Origin of the sequence: Chryseobacterium sp. CH21 (assembly GCF_004119445.1) — a bacterium.
GTDB lineage: Bacteria > Bacteroidota > Bacteroidia > Flavobacteriales > Weeksellaceae > Chryseobacterium.
In genome coordinates this window covers 42145-60889 of the sequence record NZ_QICI01000107.1, presented here as the reverse complement: position 1 = coordinate 60889, position 18745 = coordinate 42145, and the positions used below count along the sequence as shown (strand labels likewise).

General features: G+C 37.7%; 19 protein-coding genes, 3 tRNA genes, 1 pseudogene and 1 riboswitch. Of the genes and pseudogenes, 9 read left to right on the top strand and 14 right to left on the bottom strand.

From position 1 onward, the window contains the following. Positions 1-50 precede the first annotated feature (50 nt). From BOQ62_RS22045 to BOQ62_RS22035, 3 genes are all read left to right on the top strand, one after another. The gene (locus tag BOQ62_RS22045) at positions 51-281 is read left to right on the top strand and encodes a hypothetical protein (protein ID WP_129042455.1); all 231 of its coding nucleotides are present in this window, start codon (positions 51-53) and stop codon (positions 279-281) included. A gap of 5 nt (positions 282-286) precedes the next feature. Beyond that, positions 287-925 (top strand): hypothetical protein, encoded by a 639-nt coding sequence (locus tag BOQ62_RS22040; RefSeq protein WP_129042454.1) that lies wholly within the window; start codon positions 287-289, stop codon positions 923-925. Between the two features lie 137 nt (positions 926-1062). After that, positions 1063-1587, top strand: coding sequence for a thermonuclease family protein (locus BOQ62_RS22035; protein ID WP_129042453.1), 525 nt, complete (start codon positions 1063-1065; stop codon positions 1585-1587). Positions 1588-1741: 154 nt separating this feature from the next. On the opposite strand, the pseudogene BOQ62_RS22030 reads toward BOQ62_RS22035, so the two are convergent. The 10 genes and pseudogenes from BOQ62_RS22030 to prpB all read right to left on the bottom strand — a co-directional run bounded on the left by BOQ62_RS22030 (position 1742) and on the right by prpB (position 11784). Beyond that, positions 1742-2565 (bottom strand): annotated as a pseudogene (locus tag BOQ62_RS22030) (5'-nucleotidase, lipoprotein e(P4) family). A 138-nt stretch (positions 2566-2703) separates the two neighbouring features. After that, entirely contained in the window at positions 2704-3486 is a 783-nt protein-coding gene (locus tag BOQ62_RS22025) for an enoyl-CoA hydratase/isomerase family protein (RefSeq protein ID WP_129042452.1), read from the bottom strand. 2 nt (positions 3487-3488) lie between these two features. Next, positions 3489-4373, bottom strand: a complete 885-nt coding sequence (mmsB, locus tag BOQ62_RS22020; RefSeq protein WP_129042451.1) for a 3-hydroxyisobutyrate dehydrogenase — start codon at positions 4371-4373, stop codon at positions 3489-3491. A 2-nt stretch (positions 4374-4375) separates the two neighbouring features. Further along, the gene (locus BOQ62_RS22015) at positions 4376-5485 is read right to left on the bottom strand and encodes an enoyl-CoA hydratase/isomerase family protein (RefSeq protein ID WP_129042450.1); all 1110 of its coding nucleotides are present in this window, start codon (positions 5483-5485) and stop codon (positions 4376-4378) included. Positions 5486-5500: 15 nt separating this feature from the next. Then, on the bottom strand, positions 5501-6196 hold the full coding sequence (locus tag BOQ62_RS22010) for an acyl-CoA dehydrogenase family protein (protein ID WP_262708378.1): 696 nt from the start codon (positions 6194-6196) through the stop codon (positions 5501-5503). Further along, a complete protein-coding gene (locus BOQ62_RS23735; protein WP_228414461.1) occupies positions 6160-6660 on the bottom strand; it encodes an acyl-CoA dehydrogenase family protein in 501 nt (166 codons plus the stop codon). The genes BOQ62_RS22010 and BOQ62_RS23735 overlap by 37 nt, the downstream gene beginning before the upstream one ends. Positions 6661-6667: 7 nt before the next feature. Further along, the gene (locus BOQ62_RS22005; RefSeq protein WP_129042449.1) at positions 6668-8164 is read right to left on the bottom strand and encodes a CoA-acylating methylmalonate-semialdehyde dehydrogenase; all 1497 of its coding nucleotides are present in this window, start codon (positions 8162-8164) and stop codon (positions 6668-6670) included. Between the two features lie 66 nt (positions 8165-8230). Then, on the bottom strand, positions 8231-9682 hold the full coding sequence (locus BOQ62_RS22000) for a bifunctional 2-methylcitrate dehydratase/aconitate hydratase (protein ID WP_129042448.1): 1452 nt from the start codon (positions 9680-9682) through the stop codon (positions 8231-8233). A gap of 35 nt (positions 9683-9717) precedes the next feature. After that, the gene (gene prpC / locus BOQ62_RS21995) at positions 9718-10863 is read right to left on the bottom strand and encodes a 2-methylcitrate synthase (protein WP_129042447.1); all 1146 of its coding nucleotides are present in this window, start codon (positions 10861-10863) and stop codon (positions 9718-9720) included. 21 nt (positions 10864-10884) lie between these two features. Beyond that, a complete protein-coding gene (gene prpB / locus BOQ62_RS21990; protein ID WP_129042446.1) occupies positions 10885-11784 on the bottom strand; it encodes a methylisocitrate lyase in 900 nt (299 codons plus the stop codon). Between the two features lie 440 nt (positions 11785-12224). After that, positions 12225-12418: riboswitch (cobalamin riboswitch) on the bottom strand. A 249-nt stretch (positions 12419-12667) separates the two neighbouring features. Here prpB and BOQ62_RS21985 point away from each other — a divergent pair. Together BOQ62_RS21985 and BOQ62_RS21980 are read left to right on the top strand one after the other, a co-directional pair. Beyond that, the gene (locus BOQ62_RS21985) at positions 12668-12847 is read left to right on the top strand and encodes a hypothetical protein (protein ID WP_129042445.1); all 180 of its coding nucleotides are present in this window, start codon (positions 12668-12670) and stop codon (positions 12845-12847) included. Between the two features lie 5 nt (positions 12848-12852). Continuing rightward, positions 12853-13233, top strand: coding sequence for a hypothetical protein (locus tag BOQ62_RS21980; RefSeq protein WP_129042444.1), 381 nt, complete (start codon positions 12853-12855; stop codon positions 13231-13233). A gap of 133 nt (positions 13234-13366) precedes the next feature. Here the strand turns inward: BOQ62_RS21980 and BOQ62_RS21975 are convergent, their stop codons facing one another. The 4 genes from BOQ62_RS21975 to BOQ62_RS21960 form a co-directional block, all read right to left on the bottom strand. Beyond that, positions 13367-13639: a GIY-YIG nuclease family protein gene (locus tag BOQ62_RS21975; RefSeq protein ID WP_129042443.1), complete on the bottom strand. Its 273-nt coding sequence runs from the start codon at positions 13637-13639 to the stop codon at positions 13367-13369. Positions 13640-13733: 94 nt separating this feature from the next. Continuing rightward, positions 13734-13807: transfer RNA gene (locus BOQ62_RS21970), tRNA-Arg, on the bottom strand. Between the two features lie 32 nt (positions 13808-13839). Beyond that, a tRNA-Pro gene (locus BOQ62_RS21965) sits at positions 13840-13914 on the bottom strand. 14 nt (positions 13915-13928) lie between these two features. Then, a tRNA-Ser gene (locus tag BOQ62_RS21960) sits at positions 13929-14013 on the bottom strand. A 135-nt stretch (positions 14014-14148) separates the two neighbouring features. Between BOQ62_RS21960 and BOQ62_RS21955 the strand changes: the two genes are divergently transcribed. The 4 genes from BOQ62_RS21955 to BOQ62_RS21940 all read left to right on the top strand — a co-directional run bounded on the left by BOQ62_RS21955 (position 14149) and on the right by BOQ62_RS21940 (position 18737). Then, positions 14149-15174, top strand: a complete 1026-nt coding sequence (locus BOQ62_RS21955) for an N-acetylmuramoyl-L-alanine amidase (protein ID WP_129042442.1) — start codon at positions 14149-14151, stop codon at positions 15172-15174. Between the two features lie 72 nt (positions 15175-15246). Then, positions 15247-16647: an aspartate ammonia-lyase gene (gene aspA / locus BOQ62_RS21950; protein WP_129042441.1), complete on the top strand. Its 1401-nt coding sequence runs from the start codon at positions 15247-15249 to the stop codon at positions 16645-16647. A gap of 85 nt (positions 16648-16732) precedes the next feature. Beyond that, a complete protein-coding gene (locus BOQ62_RS21945) occupies positions 16733-17587 on the top strand; it encodes a glycosyltransferase (RefSeq protein ID WP_129042440.1) in 855 nt (284 codons plus the stop codon). Positions 17588-17696: 109 nt separating this feature from the next. Then, on the top strand, positions 17697-18737 hold the full coding sequence (locus tag BOQ62_RS21940) for a hypothetical protein (RefSeq protein WP_129042439.1): 1041 nt from the start codon (positions 17697-17699) through the stop codon (positions 18735-18737). The last annotated feature ends 8 nt before the right edge of the window (positions 18738-18745 follow it).

Below are 18745 nucleotides of genomic sequence, written 5' to 3'. Positions count from 1 at the left end.
ATTGATGTTGGTGTACGTACTCGCAAACATATCAGACTGCAGTAGAAAAATTGTCTAAAGAAGAGCAAAATTCAAAGCAATTTCAGTTATATAAAGAAAAAATATTTAGAAATAATAAAGAGGTAGGTGAAGTTTCTTTATATAAGGATGGACATCTTTTTATGGACAAAAAACCTAAACCAGTATACGAACCTCCTCATTATCATAATAAGAAAGGAGCCCATTATACTTTTAAAGGACAAATGCCTCGCTCTACAAATAAAACAGGAAAACAACATTAATTTTTATGACATCCTATATAGATTCCAATAATTATTATCTGTCGAAATTTTTTAATTATGAATTACTTAATTACGATAGTTTTTGGTTATTTTACAGTCAAAGAGAGGGTATTCAAATGGCTGACTTTTTCCCCAATCAGAAGGTTTATTCTTTTTTATGGGAATATTCAGATGAAAATATTCTAGTAAAAATAGATGAATGGAAAAGAGCTTTTAGAAGAAATAATATAAATATCTCGCTAGATGCCAAATTATACACCCAAAACTATTTATCAGCTGACAGGATAGTTTATTTGGATTGCTTGGAAACAGACTTTATAATATCCGATGAGCAATTTAAAGATTTTACAACTTATAACATTGGGCAACATTTTTTTCAAATAGTAACTGAAATACATACATCATTTGTTGATATCAATCTAAGCTTTCTGAAACTTTCAGATAGAGTTGAAAAATTTAAAGAATTTGTTAGAATCTTAGATACAGATGCTGTCCAGACATTAATTTTAAACGGATATAATCATAATGGGGAACTAATAAAGCTTTGTATTTGTAAGAAAGGTCATACACAGTTAAATGTAGATAAAACTTTACCACTAGATATTTTTGAAAATACATTTGTACCTATACCATTTCACTGGTAGGATTGAAATGCCCACTCCACAAAGTCTCCCAACTTTGAGGTGAAAAAAAGCAAATAGCTCAATTTGACATAAAAAAAACCTCGCAAAACGCGAGGTTTTTTAATTAAACAAGTCCCACTAATCCCTATATTTGCCCCATGAAACGATTAATGCTGCTGTACGTACTTTTCCCCGTATTTCTATTCTCTCAGACTACCGGAAAAGTGATTAAAATTTCAGACGGAGACACCATTACTTTACTGTTAAGAGGTAATCAACAAAAAAAGATCAGACTGGCCGAAGTTGACTGCCCGGAGAGTGGGCAGGCATTTGGGAAAAATGCAAAACAATTCACTTCTGCTCAGGTATTTGGGAAAACAGTTAGTTTTGTTGAAACCACTACAGACCGCTATGGAAGATCTATTGCGAAAGTGTATTATGATGATGGAAAATACCTTTCCAAAGAGGTTATCAAAGCTGGAATGGGATGGTGGTATTTTTCTTATTCAAAAGATGCTTCTTTGGGTAAAATTCAGGAAAATGCCAAAAGTAAAAAAGTTGGTTTATGGCAGGATAGTAATGCTATGGCTCCTTGGGATTACCGTAAAATGAAACGTGAGCTTAGAAATAATAAGAAAATAGAAGCGGCTAAGAACGGAACAAAAATAAAAGGAGTCGCATAAATATTTTGACGGAATTTTGGAGAAAAGAATCAATTGATTAGTCTCCAAACAACTTTCATCATTTTTTGTATTTCTATTTTATGAAAACATATCAAAAAACCTCACAACAATATTGTGAGGTTTTCTGAGCTTATATCTACAGTTTAGATTTTGTTTAAGGATTAGATTTCACCGCATCATACATCATTGAGTTTTTCTGCTGATCCGTGTAATCGTATTTGTAGTTATAAAATGAAGATTCCCAGTCTCCATAACCTACATTCGGAATGATAATGAATTTCTTTCCAAAATCATCTGCGGAATTTTTCACAGCTGAAGAACGCTCTGTCTCTGATTTTTATCAAACAGATCTGAGAAGTCGGCAAGATTATCACCCAACAGTAAAACGATATTATAATTTTTAGCAATATCTTTTCTGCGGGTTTCTTTACTGCTTTCCTTTGATCTTAAAATAAGGTTGGCATCACTTTGAACAGGGAAATTGTATTTCTTTAAATTTTTCATAGTTCCTTCACGTTCCTGCTCAACACGGTTGGTCACATAGAACACCTGAATCCCTTTGCTTGCGGCATACTGATAGAACTTTTGAGAACCTGTAAGTGGAGTTGCAATCCCCTTTGCAGTCCATTCTTCCCATGTTTTTTGATCGTAATTTTTTCCCATCTTAGAGCGTTCTACAGCGTAATAGGAATTATCTAAAAACGTTTCATCAATATCAGAAACGATGGCTAAAGGTTTGTCAGATTTCTGCGATAAAGCTTCATCCAGACGAAGCGTGGCAATATTGTATGCCTGAAGACACAATGCTTCATATTCTGCGGCCCTTTGCTGATAAAATGCGGCGTATATTTTTCCGTCACGTCCAAGGTTTTGATAAGGAGTTTCTTGCGTGGAAGTCTTTGCAGCCGGAGCTGCTGTTGTACACGATAAAACCGAAACAAGAAAACAGCTTGCGATAATAAGATTAAAATTTTTCATTGAATTTGAATAGGAAGAACAAAATTAGGACAATTTGATTGTACAGCAAATATTTTATGGAAGTAAAAAAGGAGACCGGTCATAAGAATATGCCAGCCTCCTAAAAATCAAATATATCTTTAGGAACTATTTGTTCTTTTATTCTCCTTTAAAATCAGGGTTTCTTTTTTCTATAAAGGCGCCGATACCTTCGTTGTGATCTTTCGTATCAAATAATTCCCCGAATAAAACAGCTTCCTGTTGTAAGCCATCGGTAATATGTAGTTCAACACCTGTGGTCAGCGACTGCTTTGCTTTTGCTACGGCTACAGGACCTCTTGAAGCTATTGTTTGAGCTAATTTCAAGGTTTCATTCAATAATTCTTCAGGGGCAATCACTCGGTTGACAAACCCAAATTCCTTACAGGCTTCTGCTGAGTAAAATTCACCGGAGAATACCATTTCTCTTGCTTTGTACAATCCAATGGCTCTCGGTAAACGCTGTGTTCCTCCAAAGCAGGGTAATAATCCAAGAGTTACTTCCGGTAATCCAAATTTTGCTTTTTCACTGGCCAGAATGATGTCACAGGCCAAAGCCAGTTCACATCCGCCGCCTAACGCAAAACCGTTAACAGCCGCTATCACTGCGAATGGTAATGCTTCAATGGAATTGAATGCTGCCTGAGCCATGATAGAAAAATCTGTTGCTTCCTGTGGTGTCATACCCTGCATTGCTTTAATGTCAGCACCTGCAACGAAAGCTTTTTCCCCAGCTCCGGTAATGATTAAAACCCGAATATTTTTGTTGGATTGGATTTGATCCGCAACTGCTTTCAGTTCTTTTAAAACGGTTTCGTTCAAAGCATTTAAAGCCTGAGGGCGGTTAATAGTCAAGGTACCAATATATCCTTCCTGCTGGTATAGTAATGTTTCAAAATTCATGATTACTGATGTTTGTTTAAGAATTGAATAATACTTGAAAAATCGCTTGTGCCATTTCCGGCTTCACTCCAGATTCTGTAAAGGTTTAAAGCTGCATTTCCCAATGGGGTAGAGGTTCTGGTTTCCAGTCCTGCTTCCGCCGCCAATCCTAGATCTTTTGTCATTAAATCCACTGCGAATCCTCCTGAATATGCTCTGGATGAAGGGGCATTTTCCATCACTCCGGGATAGGGGTTGTAGACTTCCAATGACCAGTTTCTCCCGGAACTTTTCTGCATGATTTCACTTAGTATTTTAGGCTCTAATCCGTGACGAACTCCTAAATTGATGGCTTCTGATGTCCCGATCATATGTATGGCTAAAAGCATATTGTTACAGATTTTCGCTACCTGTCCAGCCCCGGAATCTCCGGCATGGAAGATATTTTGTCCCATACATTTCAGTATAGGTCTTGCCTTTTCATAATCTTTGGTTTTACCGCCAACAATAAAGGTTAATGTTCCTGCCTGTGCTCCTGCAGTACCGCCGGAAACGGGTGCATCAATCATTTTGCATCCTTTTGAAGCGGCCAGCTCTGCAACAGAACGGGCGGTTACGGCATCAATGGTACTGCTATCAATGATTAATGTATCAGGTTTCAGCTGGCTGATAAATTTGTCAGAATAGAGTTCCGCAACGTGTTTACCAGATGGAAGCATTGATATGATCACATCAGAATCCTTTGCAGCTGCTATAGCTGAATCCGAAATTTGTCCGCCTGCAGAAACCAGTGCTTCTAAAGCAGATTGAGAAAGGTCAAACCCAATAACGTGATGACCTTTGTTTACAAGGTTGATGGCCATGGGACCACCCATATTTCCTAATCCTATGAATGCTATATTTGACATAATTAATCTTTTTTTCCTAAGTTTTTTAATGGATGTTCTTCACGAGACCAAAGCGGGGTAAAATAGCTGTCCACCCATTCTTTGGTTATATCATCTAATGTTGCCGGATACCATTTTGGAGACTGGTCTTTGTCCACGAGTAAAGCTCTTACGCCTTCTGCAAAATCTGGATGAATGCAGCATTGACAGGATAAGTTTAATTCGGATTGAAAGACTTCCTCCATGCTTAAGTTTTCACCTTCTTTCAATTGTCTGAAGATGATGTGTGCTGAACTTGGTGAGCCTGCTTCAAAGCTTTTTATTCCAGTATTAATCCACTCATCTTTATCAGGATATTGCAGTAAAATTTCTTTAAACTGTTCCAAAGAATCTACTCCTTCAAAATTTTTGATGAATAAATGATGGTTCTGTGCCTGTGACTCGGGAGTATCGGTTTCTTTTGAAATGTTTTCCAGAATTGCAGAAACAGTTTGATGGTTATTTCCATTCCATTGAGCTTGGTTAAGAGCATTTAATAGTGTTTCTTTTGAAGTAGAAGAAATATAATAATCTGCCAATCCTAAAAATTTACAGTCGGCTCCGTCTAATCTGGCACCTGTTAATCCTAAATAAATTCCATAGGCTGATGGCATTTTATTTAAAAACCAGGTTCCACCAACATCCGGATATAAACCGATGGTAATTTCAGGCATTGCCAGTTTGCTTCTTTCAGTGACAATACGATGAGATGCACCAACCATAATTCCGATGCCACCACCCATCACAATTCCATGTCCCCAGACAATAATGGGCTTCGGATAGGTGTGAATAGCATAATCTACCCGGTATTCCTTTAAAAAGAAATCGAAACACGGCTGGGGTACTTTTGTTCCATCAATGTTTTGCTGTTCAATAATAGCATCGTGCAGTTTTCTTACATCTCCTCCGGCGCAAAGAGCTTTTTCACCAGCTCCCTGAATGAATAGACAAACTATTTCATCAGCTGTTTTCCAATCTTCCAAAACAGCTTTCAGTTCTTCAATCATTTCTAATGAAAGCGAATTGAGCGTTTTTTCGGAATTCAGGGTGATGATCCCGACTTTATTTTTTATTTCTGTTAGTATTAAACTCATTTTTAATCTTTTGAATTAACGGATTTGTATCATGGCTCCTTCCTCTAAAATCTTTCTTGAGATCACCAGTTTCATGATTTCATTGGTTCCTTCTACCACCTGATGTACTCTGGCATCACGCATAAGGCGTTCTACCGGAAAGTCTTGTGTACATCCATATCCGCCCAATATTTGTAATGCCTCATTACAGATGTTGAAGCACATATCGGTAGCCAGACGTTTAGCCATGGCGCAGTAAGTAGTAGCATTTGTGTCTTTAGAATCTAATTTGAAAGCGGCTAAATGAACCATCTGACGAGCTGCTACAAGCTCTGTTGCCATATCAGCGATTTTAAACTGCAAAGATTGAAACTGAGCCAGTGATTTCCCAAACTGTAATCTTTCATGCATATATTTTCTTGCCTGGTTAATGGCTCCCTGTGCAGCTCCTACGGAACAAGTCCCGATATTGATGCGCCCACCATCCAGACCTTTCAAAGCTATCTTAAAGCCTTGTCCCAATTCACCTAAGAGGTATTTTTCATCTACTTCTACCTGATCAAAGAAGACAAAACGTGTCGGCTGGGTGTTCCATCCTAGTTTTTTTTCTTTTTCCCCGAAACTGATGCCTGCAGAATTTGCCGATACAACAAAAGCGCTGATTCCTTTTGGTCCGGAATCTCCTGTACGGGCCATTACAATGAGTATATCACTTTCGCCTGCTCCGGAGATGAATGCTTTTGTTCCGTTAATGATATATTTATTACCATTTTTGTAGCTGTTGTCTTTAATGCTGCTGCATCCGAACCGGAACCCGGCTCTGTAAGACAGTAGGAACCTAACAATATTCCTGATGCCAGATCGGGACATAAATGTTTTCTGATCTCTTCATTCCCAAATTCATCAATCATCCATGAAACCATATTGTGTATGGTAATATAGGCGGTAGTGGAAGGACAGGCTGCAGCGAGTTCTTCAAATATAATGGTGGCATCTAATCTGGATAATCCCAGGCCTCCGGCATCTTCGCTGGTATAAACCCCACAAAAACCCAGTTCTCCGGCTTTGGCAATAGCTTCTCTCGGAAATGTCTTCTGAGCATCCCATTCCGAAGCATAAGGTGCCAGTTCTTTATCTGCGAATCTTCTTGCGGCATCCTGAAACGCCAGCTGATCTTGATTTAGGTTGAATTCCATAGAAAACTTATTTTAAACTGATCGTCATATTCAGATCGCCTGCAGGAATGTCTTCTTCAAACCAACGGGCTGTAATCGTTTTGGTTTCTGTATAAAAACGGACTCCTTGTTTTCCGTAAGAATGCAGGTCGCCAAAGAATGATTTTCTCCATCCTGTAAAAGAGAAAAACGGTAATGGAACAGGAATAGGAAGATTTACCCCAATTTGTCCCACTTCAATTTCGTGCTGAAATTTTCTGGCTGCTGCCCCTGAATTCGTAAAGATGGAAGTTCCGTTTCCATAAGGATTGGCATTGATGATTTTAATAGCTTCGTCTAAGGTTTCAGCCTTTAATAATAGCAAAGCAGGTCCGAAAATTTCTTCTTTATAAATATCCATATCCGTTGATACATTATTGAATAAAGTGGCACCTACAAAGTGTCCGTTTTCATAGCCTTCTACTTTACAGTTGCTGCCGTCCAGTAGTACTTCAGCTCCCTGTTCATAAGCACTTTTAATCAATCTTATAACCTTGTCTTTTGATTGTTTGTTGATCAGAGGACCAAAGGCCGCAGAATCATCAGACCAAACTCCAGGTTTAATCGTGCTTAAAGCTTTTTTAATATCATCCACCCAGTTTTGAGCTTCACCTACCAAAACAGCTACGCTGATTGCCATACAACGCTGTCCGGCCGCTCCACAGGAAGCTCCTACAAGATTGTTGATGACCTGTTCTTTATTGGCATCCGGCATGACTACCATATGATTTTTTGCTCCTCCAAAAGCCTGAACTCTTTTTAAATTATCAGTTCCGGTACGGTAAACATGCTCTGCAACAGGAACTGAACCTACAAATGAAATGGCTTTTATTTCCGGGTGGTTCAGAATGTGATTGACCTGGTCTTTGGAACCGTGAACAATATTCAGAACTCCTTTGGGAAAACCTGCTTCTAAAAATAACTCAGCCATTTTCATAGAAGTCATCGGGGTTTGTTCTGAAGGTTTTAAAATAAAGGTATTTCCACAGGCAATGGCCATTGGAAACATCCATAGAGGAATCATTGCGGGAAAGTTGAAAGGAGTAATTCCTGCACAAACTCCAAGGGGTTGAATATAGCTGTAGGTATCAACACCTCTTGCTACGTTTTCTACCGTTTCTCCCATCATGAGTGTTGAAATATTGCAAGCGTGTTCTACCACTTCAATGCCGCGCCATATATCTCCCATGGCATCAGGAAATGTTTTACCGTTTTCTTTGGAAAGGATTTCGGCAATTTCTTTTTGATTTTCTTTTAAAAGCTGCTGGTACTTTAGAAAGAATCTTGCTCTTTCCGGAGTTGCTACTTCTTTCCATGTTTTGAAGGCTTCTTTAGCGGCTTCTATGGCCTGATCTATTTCAGACAATTCCGTTAAAGGAACTTCTGCAAGAATTTCCTGGGTTGCAGGATTTTCTACGGGAAGATGCTCTGTAGCTTTACTTTCTATAAAATTTCCGTTGATTAATATTTTTACTTTTTGTGACATGATTTTTAGATTGAGAGTGAAAGCTGAGAGTGAATTTCATTTTCCACTCTCAACCTTTGAATTATATTATATTACCAAAAGATCAACGAATTCGTTGACATCCAGATTAATAAAGGTATCGTATTCTAAAGAATTTTCTAAAACAATTCTCTGTTGTTTTTCCGGGAATATTCTGGCAAGATTTACTTTATATTTCTTAATCAGTTCAGGAATTCCTTCGTCTCTTCTGCGTTTGTGCCCGATTGGATATTCCACAACGATTTCTTCCAAAACAGTTCCATCGTTTAGTTCTACTGTTAAAGCATTGGCAATGGAACGCTTTTCCGGATCATGATAATCTGTGGTAAACTGTACATCTTCCACACATTCAATTTTATCACGAAGAATGTCAATTCTCGGATCTGATGCGATGTTATCTTCATAATCTGCGGCAGTCAGCCTTCCGAAGATCAAAGGAACCGCTACCATGTACTGAATGGCGTGATCACGGTCAGCAGGGTTGTTCAACGGTCCTTTTTTATCAATGATACGAATGCAGGCTTCATGGGTACGGATGATTATTTTCTTAATGTCTTCAGCAGATTTTCCTGATTTTTTTAACTGATGATGTAAAGTCATAGCAGCTTCAACCGCTGTCTGAGAGTGGAATTCCGCAGGGAAAGAAATTTTAAACAAAACATTTTCCATAACATAAGAACCGTAATCTCTCTGGAATTTGAACTCATTGCCTTTGAAAGATACATCATAGAATCCCCATGTCTTTGCAGTTAAGACGGATGGATAGCCCATTTCGCCTGTTTGCGCAATTAATGCCAGACGTACGGCTCTTGAAGTAGCATCTCCTGCAGCCCATGATTTACGGCTTCCTGTATTAGGAGCGTGACGGTATGTTCTTAAAGACTGTCCGTCAACAAATGCTAATGAAACGGCATTGATTAGTTCATCACGGGTTAGGCCGATTAGTTTTCCTACAACTGCTGTGGAGGCTAGTTTTACCAATAAAACATGGTCTAAACCTACTTTGTTGAATGAATTTTCCAAAGCAATAACTCCCTGGATTTCATGAGCCATGATCATCGCTTCCAGAACCTGTTTCATTTTTAACGGAGCTTTTCCTTCTGCAATATTCGTTCTTGAAAGCCAGTCAGCTGTTGCTAAAATTCCTCCCAGATTATCTGAAGGATGTCCCCATTCAGCGGCTAACCAGGTGTCATTGAAATCCAGCCATCGGATAATTGCTCCGATGTTAAAAGCAGCCTGCACCGGATCTAATTGAAATTGTGTCCCCGGAACTTTAGCTCCGTTCGGAACTACGGTACCTTTTACGATAGGTCCTAAAAGTTTGGTACATGCAGGATATGTCAGTGCTTCCAATCCGCATCCGATGGTGTCTAATAAACAGTAGTGAGCTGTTTTCCAGGCTAAATCGTTTTTGATTTCATAGTGTAATACATAATCTGCAATATCTGTTAGTACTTGATCCGGCTGTGGTCTTTCGTTTGAAATGTGTGATGACATCTTATTTTTTTAGTTTAATTATTAATTGTAATTTTTTATTTTCTGTTTTCAATTGAGACGAAGTCTTTATTTTCAGGACCTGTATAATTGGCGCTTGGGCGGATAATTTTCCCATCCTGTCTTTGTTCGATAATGTGAGCACTCCATCCTGTCACTCTAGAGATAACAAATAACGGAGTGAACATCAATGTGGGAACTCCCATTAGGTGATAGGATACTGCAGAGAACCAGTCCAGATTGGGGAACATTTTCTTTTCTTCCCACATGACGGTTTCCAGTCTTTCGGCAATATTATAAAGGAGCATATCTCCCGCTTCCTCAGAAAGCTCTTTCGCAACTTTTTTTATCACTACGTTTCTAGGATCTGAAATTGTGTAGACAGGATGTCCAAAACCGATGATCACTTCTTTATTGGCAATACGTTTACGAATGTCTTCTTCCGCTTCATCCGGAGAATTGTAACGGCTTTGGATTTCAAAAGCCACTTCATTGGCACCTCCATGTTTTGGACCTCTCAAAGCACCGATGGCACCAGTGATACAGGAATAAAAATCTGAAGCGGTTCCGGCAATAACACGAGCCGTAAACGTAGAAGCATTAAACTCATGTTCAGCATATAGATTAAGGGAGATTTCCATTGCTTTTACCCATGACTCCGGTGCTTTTTTACCATGTAACAAATGAAGAAAATGTCCGCCAATAGTATCATCATCCGTTTCTACATTGATTTCCTTGCCGTTATGGGTATAGTGATACCAATATAAAAGTCCGGAACTGAATGATGCCAGTAATTTATCTGCAATATCTCTTGCCCCAGCCACATTGTGGTCATCTTTTTCCGGCTGAATGCTTCCAATCGCTGAAACCATTGACCGCATAACGTCCATTGGATGCGCAGCGGCAGGAATACTTTTTAAGATATTTCTTACAGAGTGGGGAAGTCCTCTTAATGATTTTAATTTTGCTTTATAGTTTTTGAGTTGAGCTTCAGTAGGCAGCTGACCATAAATTAAAAGGTAGGCTACTTCTTCAAATTGTGCTCTTTCTGCAAGATCCAAAATATCATACCCTCTGTAATGAAGATCATTTCCACTTTTACCAACGCTGCAAAGAGCTGTATTGCCAGCTGTTACACCAGACAGAGCTACACTCTTTTTAGGTTTAAATGTTGTATTATCCATATTATATTTTTGCTTTTGCAATTAATTTTTGTTTTGTGAAAAAAGTTGATCCAGTTTTTGTTCGTAATCATAGTATCCGATACTCTGATAAAGTTCTTCTCTTGTCTGCATGGTATCCAATACATTTGCCTGTGTCCCATCTTTACGAATATGCTGATACACATTTTGTGCAGCTTTGTTGGCAGCACGGAAAGCAGAAAGCGGATATAAAATCAATCCTACACCGGCAGCTTTTAATTCTTCTACGGTGTACATTTTAATCATTCCGAATTCTGTGATATTGGCTAATACAGGAATTCCGGTAGCATCGGCAAACTTTTGGTAAAAACTCAGATCGGGAACAGCTTCGGCAAATATGAAATCAGCTCCGGCTTCTTTATAAGCGATGGCTCTTTCGAGTGTTCTTTCTAAACCTTCATTGGCAAAAGCATCTGTTCTGGCTCCAATGACAAAGTTTTCATCGGTACGAGTGTCAGCAGCGGCTTTCAATCTATCAACCATTTCTTCTTTACTGACAATTTCTTTTCCCGGACGGTGACCACAGCGCTTTGCGCCTACCTGATCTTCGATGTGTAAGGCGGCAGCTCCGGCTTTAATCAATGATTTTACGGTTCTAGCTACATTGAATGCTGAAGGACCGAACCCTGTATCAATATCTACCATTAAAGGTAAATCGCAAACATTGGTGATACGCTGAACATCAATCAAAACGTCTTCAAGAGTTGTAATCCCTAAATCAGGAATTCCTAAAGACCCGGCAGCAACTCCTCCTCCTGAAAGATAGATGGCATTAAAACCAGCCTGCTGTGCCAATAATGCATGATTCGCATTGATGGCTCCCACAATCTGGAGGGGATTTTCTTTTTCCATGGCCTCCCGGAATTTTAAGCCGGGTGACTTCCAGTTTTCATTTTTGATCATTTTAATATGTATTGTTGAGTTGAAATTTGTTTATCAGTGAAGAAGCATAAGATCTGTTAAGACTTAGCTTTTGAGTAAAAAAGAAAAGGTGGGAAATAAATGGAGGAATCATACAATCGTGCAGATGTTGAGAATTTTGAAAAATTCTGATTGTCCGGGTCTGTAAAATAAACCTGTTGCGACTCCATAAATAATTAAGATTGCTTTGGTACACCATTACTTTTTACATTGATTAAATCCAATAAAAAGTTCTCTGTAAACTTTGCGGTGCTTTATGGAGAAAGAAAAATTACGGAAAGGAAATACGACTGAGCTACAGGATCATGAGAAGCACCAACGTACACTCATATCCATCTCAAAAAATAAATAGGCTGATAAAAAAGTTATCACACTATATCCATATCGTATCATACCTGACTGTAAGCTTCAAATCGCGAAAGCATCGTCAATACGAAATAGGCAGGTCTCCTGACTTGTAACGGTTTTTATCATCCTTCCCGTATGAAGAATATACAGTGGATATCAATGGATAAAAACTTTTTGTTTGTTACTTACAGTTGCGCGACAGTTCGTGATTTTCACACGATTCCCTTTTAATACACAGCTAAGTGTAACCAGTTTCGGTTGATAAAGAAGGTTTTAAGAACTCCTTGGTGGTAAATATAAGTATTTTATAATAACAAAAAAGATATTTTATGTAATCAATAGTTTTTTTTAATGTAATGTATTGTAAATGATTTTGTTATGATGTGTATTTTAGAAGGGGAGCGGAATATTTATGTTGTTAAATTAATATAAAAGATAACCGGAAAATTAAAGATAGTTAATAAATTTACCGTTCTTCTTTCATTTTATAAATTTTATTAATCATATATAATTGATCATGGTAGACATTGCTGAATTTAAACAAAACCTGGGTTGGAGTGAAGTGCCTGTAGAGCTCGAAAAACTAATTTACTTCCAGAATACTATTTCCTCGTTTGAAAATTATTCGCAGGGTTTTGGTGTGTTAATCGACGATAAGTCCGGACTGAAAAGCTGGAGTGATGACGAAAATTTTTGAATAGCATGCTACCTTTTGCTCAGGCTAATGGTTCCGGTTCATTCTATGCTATTTGGAATAACGGAACGGATCAGCCTTTATATACAATGCCTGTTGTGGTTTTTGGAGATGAAGGAGGTGTCCATATTGTTGCTGATAATATGGTACAGCTTTTACATTTGCTCACTTTTGACACTGAAATTTCTGTAGATTTTGATGAAGCTTATTTTTATAAAGATGAAGAAGATTATGAAGAAAGTGAAAATTTAAACGAATATTTGAAGTGGATGAAAGGAGATTATGGTTTAAAACAGATTGAGGAACCCGATTTGCTGATTAAAAATGCTCAGGATCAATATAAAGAAAGTTTTGATGAATGGTTTGGGCAATACTTTACAGATAATTAATCTTGTATTAATAGTTCCTCTGCATAAGATTTTTATTTTTGATCAACTAAAACCATGAAAAACAAAAAAGACTTACTAAAAATAGTAAGTCTTTAAGTGAGCGCGAAAGGATTCGAACCTTTGACCGTCCCGATTAAAAATCGGGATGCTCTATCTTTTCTGCTGACTGTATGAGTTTTTGAATTTTTGATTTACTTTTCCATGCTTTAATTTCCCTTTCTCTTCTATATGCTAGAGATTTAGATTTTAAAGTTTCAAAATAAACAAGTGTCCAGTCTTTAGCTTTTGATGTAAATCCTTTGTGATCGGACATATGCTTTCTTAATCTTTCTTGTAAAGATTCTGAAGAATGTCCGATATAGAATTTATCTAAAGTTTTGGAATGAAGGATATAACAATTGTACATAGAACTAAAATACACAAAAAAATTACACTTTTAGATTGTAAATTCAGATATAATAGCAACAAAAAAGACTTACTAAAAATAGTAAGTCTTTAAGTGAGCGCGAAAGGATTCGAACCTTTGACCGTCTGCTTAGAAGGCAGATGCTCTATCCAGCTGAGCTACGCACCCATTGAGTAGTTTTGAGAAAACTACTAAAACAGTCGGGGCGGCAGGATTCGAACCTGCGACCTCCTGGTCCCAAACCAGGCGCGATGACCGGACTACGCTACGCCCCGAATATATAAATGAGCGGAGGGTAAGGGATTCGAACCCTTGCGACACTTTCGCGTCGACAGTTTAGCAAACTGCTCCATTAACCACTCTGGCAACCCTCCTTTTTGTTTATTTTTTAATGATCGTTGTTCCGTTATTGCGAGTGCAAATATAGAATAGATTTCTTTATTTACCAAATAAAATTCAAGAAAATTTTGTGTATTTTTGAAGTAATAAATCATCCAAAAACCAAACTGATGCGTAAGATATTATATATCATCGGATTAAGCACATTCGTTTTTTCCTGTACTTCCCAACAAAATGTAAAAAAAAATATTTACAAACCAAAAACCCCGGTAACACAGGCCAAACCGACCGTTCAACCAACAACTCCGGTTGTTCAAAAACCAAAAGTAGTATCTGATCGTGGAGTAGACTTTTTTACTACTAATATAGCAGACCCAACAAAAAATGATAATACGGCAAGTTATGGTTCGATTGTATCTGCAAAACCTGCTGGATACAAAGTCGTGAAGACTTATTTTCCTGCCGTTGCCCAAAATTTCAGACAGCGTTATCTTATCTTACATTATACCGCACTTCCGGATGATAAGTCAATCACTGTTCTTACCCAGCAAGCGGTAAGTGCACATTATCTCGTAAATAATACAGGAGATAATGAAATCTATCAATTGGTGGATGAAAATAAACGTGCCTATCATGCAGGAGTGAGCGCCTGGAGAAATGACAAGAATCTCAATGATAACTCTATCGGTATTGAAATTGTCAATATGGGCTATACTACAGATGCTACGGGTAAAAGAACATTTGCTCCTTTTAGTGATGAGCAGGTGAAAAAAGTAGCTGCTTTGGTGAAAGATATCGTGACAAGATACCAAATACAGCCTACCAATGTATTGGCTCATTCAGATATTGCTCCTACAAGAAAGCAGGATCCGGGGCCTATGTTCCCGTGGAAAAAACTTTATGATGAATACCAGGTAGGAATGTGGTATGATGAAGCTGCTAAACAGACGTATCTTGAACCAGCGCAGGCTGACATTACTGCAAGATATAATGATGCCAGCTTTATCTTCCTTATACAGACAGGATTGCAAAAGTTCGGATATGCATTGGATCTGAGTGGAAAATGGGATGATGCTACCAAGAAAACAATTGAAGCATTCCAGTACCATTTCCGTCCACAGAATTATGACGGAATCATGGATGCCGAAACATGGGCAATACTGCAAGCTTTAAATCAAAAATATCCAGTAAAATAATTCAAATTAAAGCGCATCGGTTAGATGCGTTTTTGCTATCTTTAAACGATCAAAAACAGTAAAATATCTGTAATGGAAAATTTCAGAAAAGAAAGTGATCTATTAGGCGAACTGAATGTGCCTTTAGATGCTTATTATGGGGTTCAGACACAAAGAGCTATCAACAATTTTAAAATTTCAGGACAGCTTTTGTCTTCATATCCGGATTTCATAAAAGGATTGGCGTTTGTAAAAAAAGCAGCTGCTAAAACCAATTATGAACTAGGACTTTTAGACGAAAACCTGTATTTTAAAATCGCAGAAGCTTGTGATGAAATTGTAGAAGGGAAATATCATGACCAGTTTCCGGTAGATATGATTCAGGGAGGAGCAGGAACTTCCATCAACATGAATGCGAATGAAGTAATCGCCAATATCGTGTTGGAGAAATTAGGAAAAAATAAAGGAGAATACGAATTCTGTTCACCTAATGATCATATCAACCTTTCACAGTCTACCAATGATGCTTATCCTACAGCGATCAAAATGGGATTGCTTCAGATGAATATCGGACTGGTAGAAAAACTGGAAAGAATTATCACAGCTTTCCGTGCAAAAGGACAGGAGTTTCATGATGTCATCAAAATGGGACGTACACAGCTTCAGGATGCCGTTCCAATGACTTTGGGACAGGAGTTTGAAGCCTATGCGGCCACTTTAGAAGAGGATATTTCTAAGTTGAATAACAACGCCAACCTTTTCGTAGAAGTGAATATGGGAGCAACAGCTATCGGTACAGGATTAAATGCTCCGGTTGGGTATGCTACGCTTTGTGCTAAAAACTTAGCTCAGATTACAGGATTCCCGATTGTTTCAGCACCAGATTTAGTGGAAGCAACGCCAGATACAGGATCTTATGTAATCTATTCTTCAGCTACAAAACGTCTTGCCGTGAAATTATCCAAAATCTGTAATGACTTAAGATTACTTTCATCTGGTCCAAGAGCGGGTCTTTTTGAAATCAATCTTCCGCCAATGCAGCCAGGATCTTCTATCATGCCGGGGAAAGTAAATCCGGTAATTCCGGAAGTGGTAAACCAGGTTTGTTTCAAAGTGTTTGGAAATGATCTTACCGTAACTTTTGCCGCAGAAGCAGGACAATTACAGCTGAATGTAATGGAACCGGTACTTTCTCATGCCATCATGGAAAATATCAACTTCCTTTGCAATGCGTTGGATACCCTTCGTGACAAATGTGTGGTAGGAATTACGGCCAATAAAGAAATTTGCCTGAATATGGTGAAGCACAGCATTGGTATAGTAACAGCATTGAACCCTTATATCGGCTACAAACAGTCTACACAGATTGCAAAAGAAGCACTGGAAACAGGAAAAAGCGTTTACAATCTTGTGTTGGAAAAAGGAATTCTTTCTCAGGAAAAGCTGGATGAAATTCTTGATCCGAAGAACATGCTGAAACCGCATAACAAATAAATTCTATCAACGATGAATGATCAATGGTAATCGATGTTCTAAGAGCCTCTTATCATTGATCACTCATCTTAATCACTTATAATTCGTGAGGTTTTTAATCATAATTCCTGCCCATAACGAAGAAGACAACCTCCCATTTACTCTTGATTCTTTACAGCAGCAAAGCAGCAAAGATTTTAAGGTAGTGGTGGTGAATGATGGTTCTACAGACAGAACATCTGAGATAATCAGGAAATATACTGAAACTGACTCCCGTTTTGAAACAGTCAATCTTCGGAAATCCGAACATCAGCCAGGATCTAAAGTGGTTTATGCTTTTAAAAACGGACTTCAGACTCAATCTATGGATGAATTTGATATCATCTGTAAATTTGATGCCGATATCATCCTTCCGGAAAACTATTTGACAACAGTTGAAACTGCTTTTGCCGCTCATCCTGAATATGGATTGGTAGGAGGGCTTCTGTATATCGAAAAAGATGGAAACTGGGTGTATGAAGGAAATTCAAATAAACATCACGTAAGAGGTCCTATGAAGGCTTACCGTAAAGAATGCTTTATTCAGATCGGTGGTTTAAGAGAAACATTGGGCTGGGATAATATTGATTCCATATTACTGGATAATCTGGGCTGGAAAGAAGTTGTTCTTCCTGAACTTCACGTAAAACTTATCAAAGTAAAAGGAGCGGATTATACTATTCGCCCTGCAGACTACTACGGAAGATATTTTTATTTTCTAGGGCTGAACAGATTTCTGGCTTATATTGCCTCTTCAAAAGAAGCGATGAAAAGCAAATCTGCCGGTTTTTTCTTCGATATTATTGCATCTTATGAAAACTGCAGATCAAAGAAATTAGAACTTAAAATTACCAAAGAAGAACAAAAAGCTGTTAATGATCAACGTTGGAGAATGTTGAAAAAGAAATGGCTGAAAATGTAAGAGGTAAATTAAATATTTATCAATAGGGATGGGCTTTAGCCCATCTATAATCAAAGAAATAAAATCGATTGGCTTTAGCCAAAACTTAAGATGTAACTCCCATTAACCTGTGAAAAAAATAGCTTACATAGAAATAGATACTCACGCAGAAATTGCCCAGGCTTTCATGGATATTATGGAAGGTTCTCGGGATTTTGCGGTAGACTATTATTTTTCAAAAAGAATCAAAGATCAGGTCAATCATAGTGATGAAGCTGTGTTTTTGTCGGATAGTTCTATGATTCTGGATCAATTAAAGGGGAAAGGATATGATCTGGTTGTAATTGGGACTGTACATCGTTATTTCAATACATTTTTAGCGGTAACGAAAAAGTATAATTCAGCAATTATTAGCCATAATCTTAATTTCATAAAAGCTTCGAAGCTTGATCTGATGAAAAGTGTTTTCAAAGGCGACCTTGTTTTCAGACTAAAACTCTGGCTGAAAGAAGGATTATTTTACAAAACCAAAGTGTATAAGACTTCAAGATCTCTTTTTGTATTGGATGAAGCATTGATTTCAGGGAGATATCAGTTTTTGCCACTGTTTTATACAAGAGATTTTAACAAAACAAAAAATGAAGAACTTGTAGTGGTCATTCCTGGTGGTGTTTCGCAGAAAAGGAGAGATTACAACGCTATTTTCAAAACCATTCAGAAACTTAATACTGATAGGTCCTGTAAATTTGTTTTCCTTGGAAAAGCAAACGGATATGAATTAAAACAACTTGAAAATCTTTCTGAAAAATTTCCTGAAAATATTGAAGTTGTCTACTTTTCTGAGAGAGTTTCCTCAGATGAATTCGATAAATGGATGCAGCAGGCAGATATTCTATGGTGTCCGATTCAGCAGGATACAGAATTTTTCAGCATGAAAGAAACTTATGGACTGACTAAAATGACAGGAAACCTTGGTGATGCCATTAAGTATGGAAAACTGGCTGTTTTTCCTGAGAATTATCCCTCAAAACTGAATTTTATTATTCCTGGAAAAGAAAATGTTTTTGAACAGTTAATAACCATTTCAGAGACCCCATTTGATTTTCATCAAACATATAGTAATAAATATGTTCAGAAAAATCTGGAACAATTTCTAATGGGTTTGATATAAAAAAATAG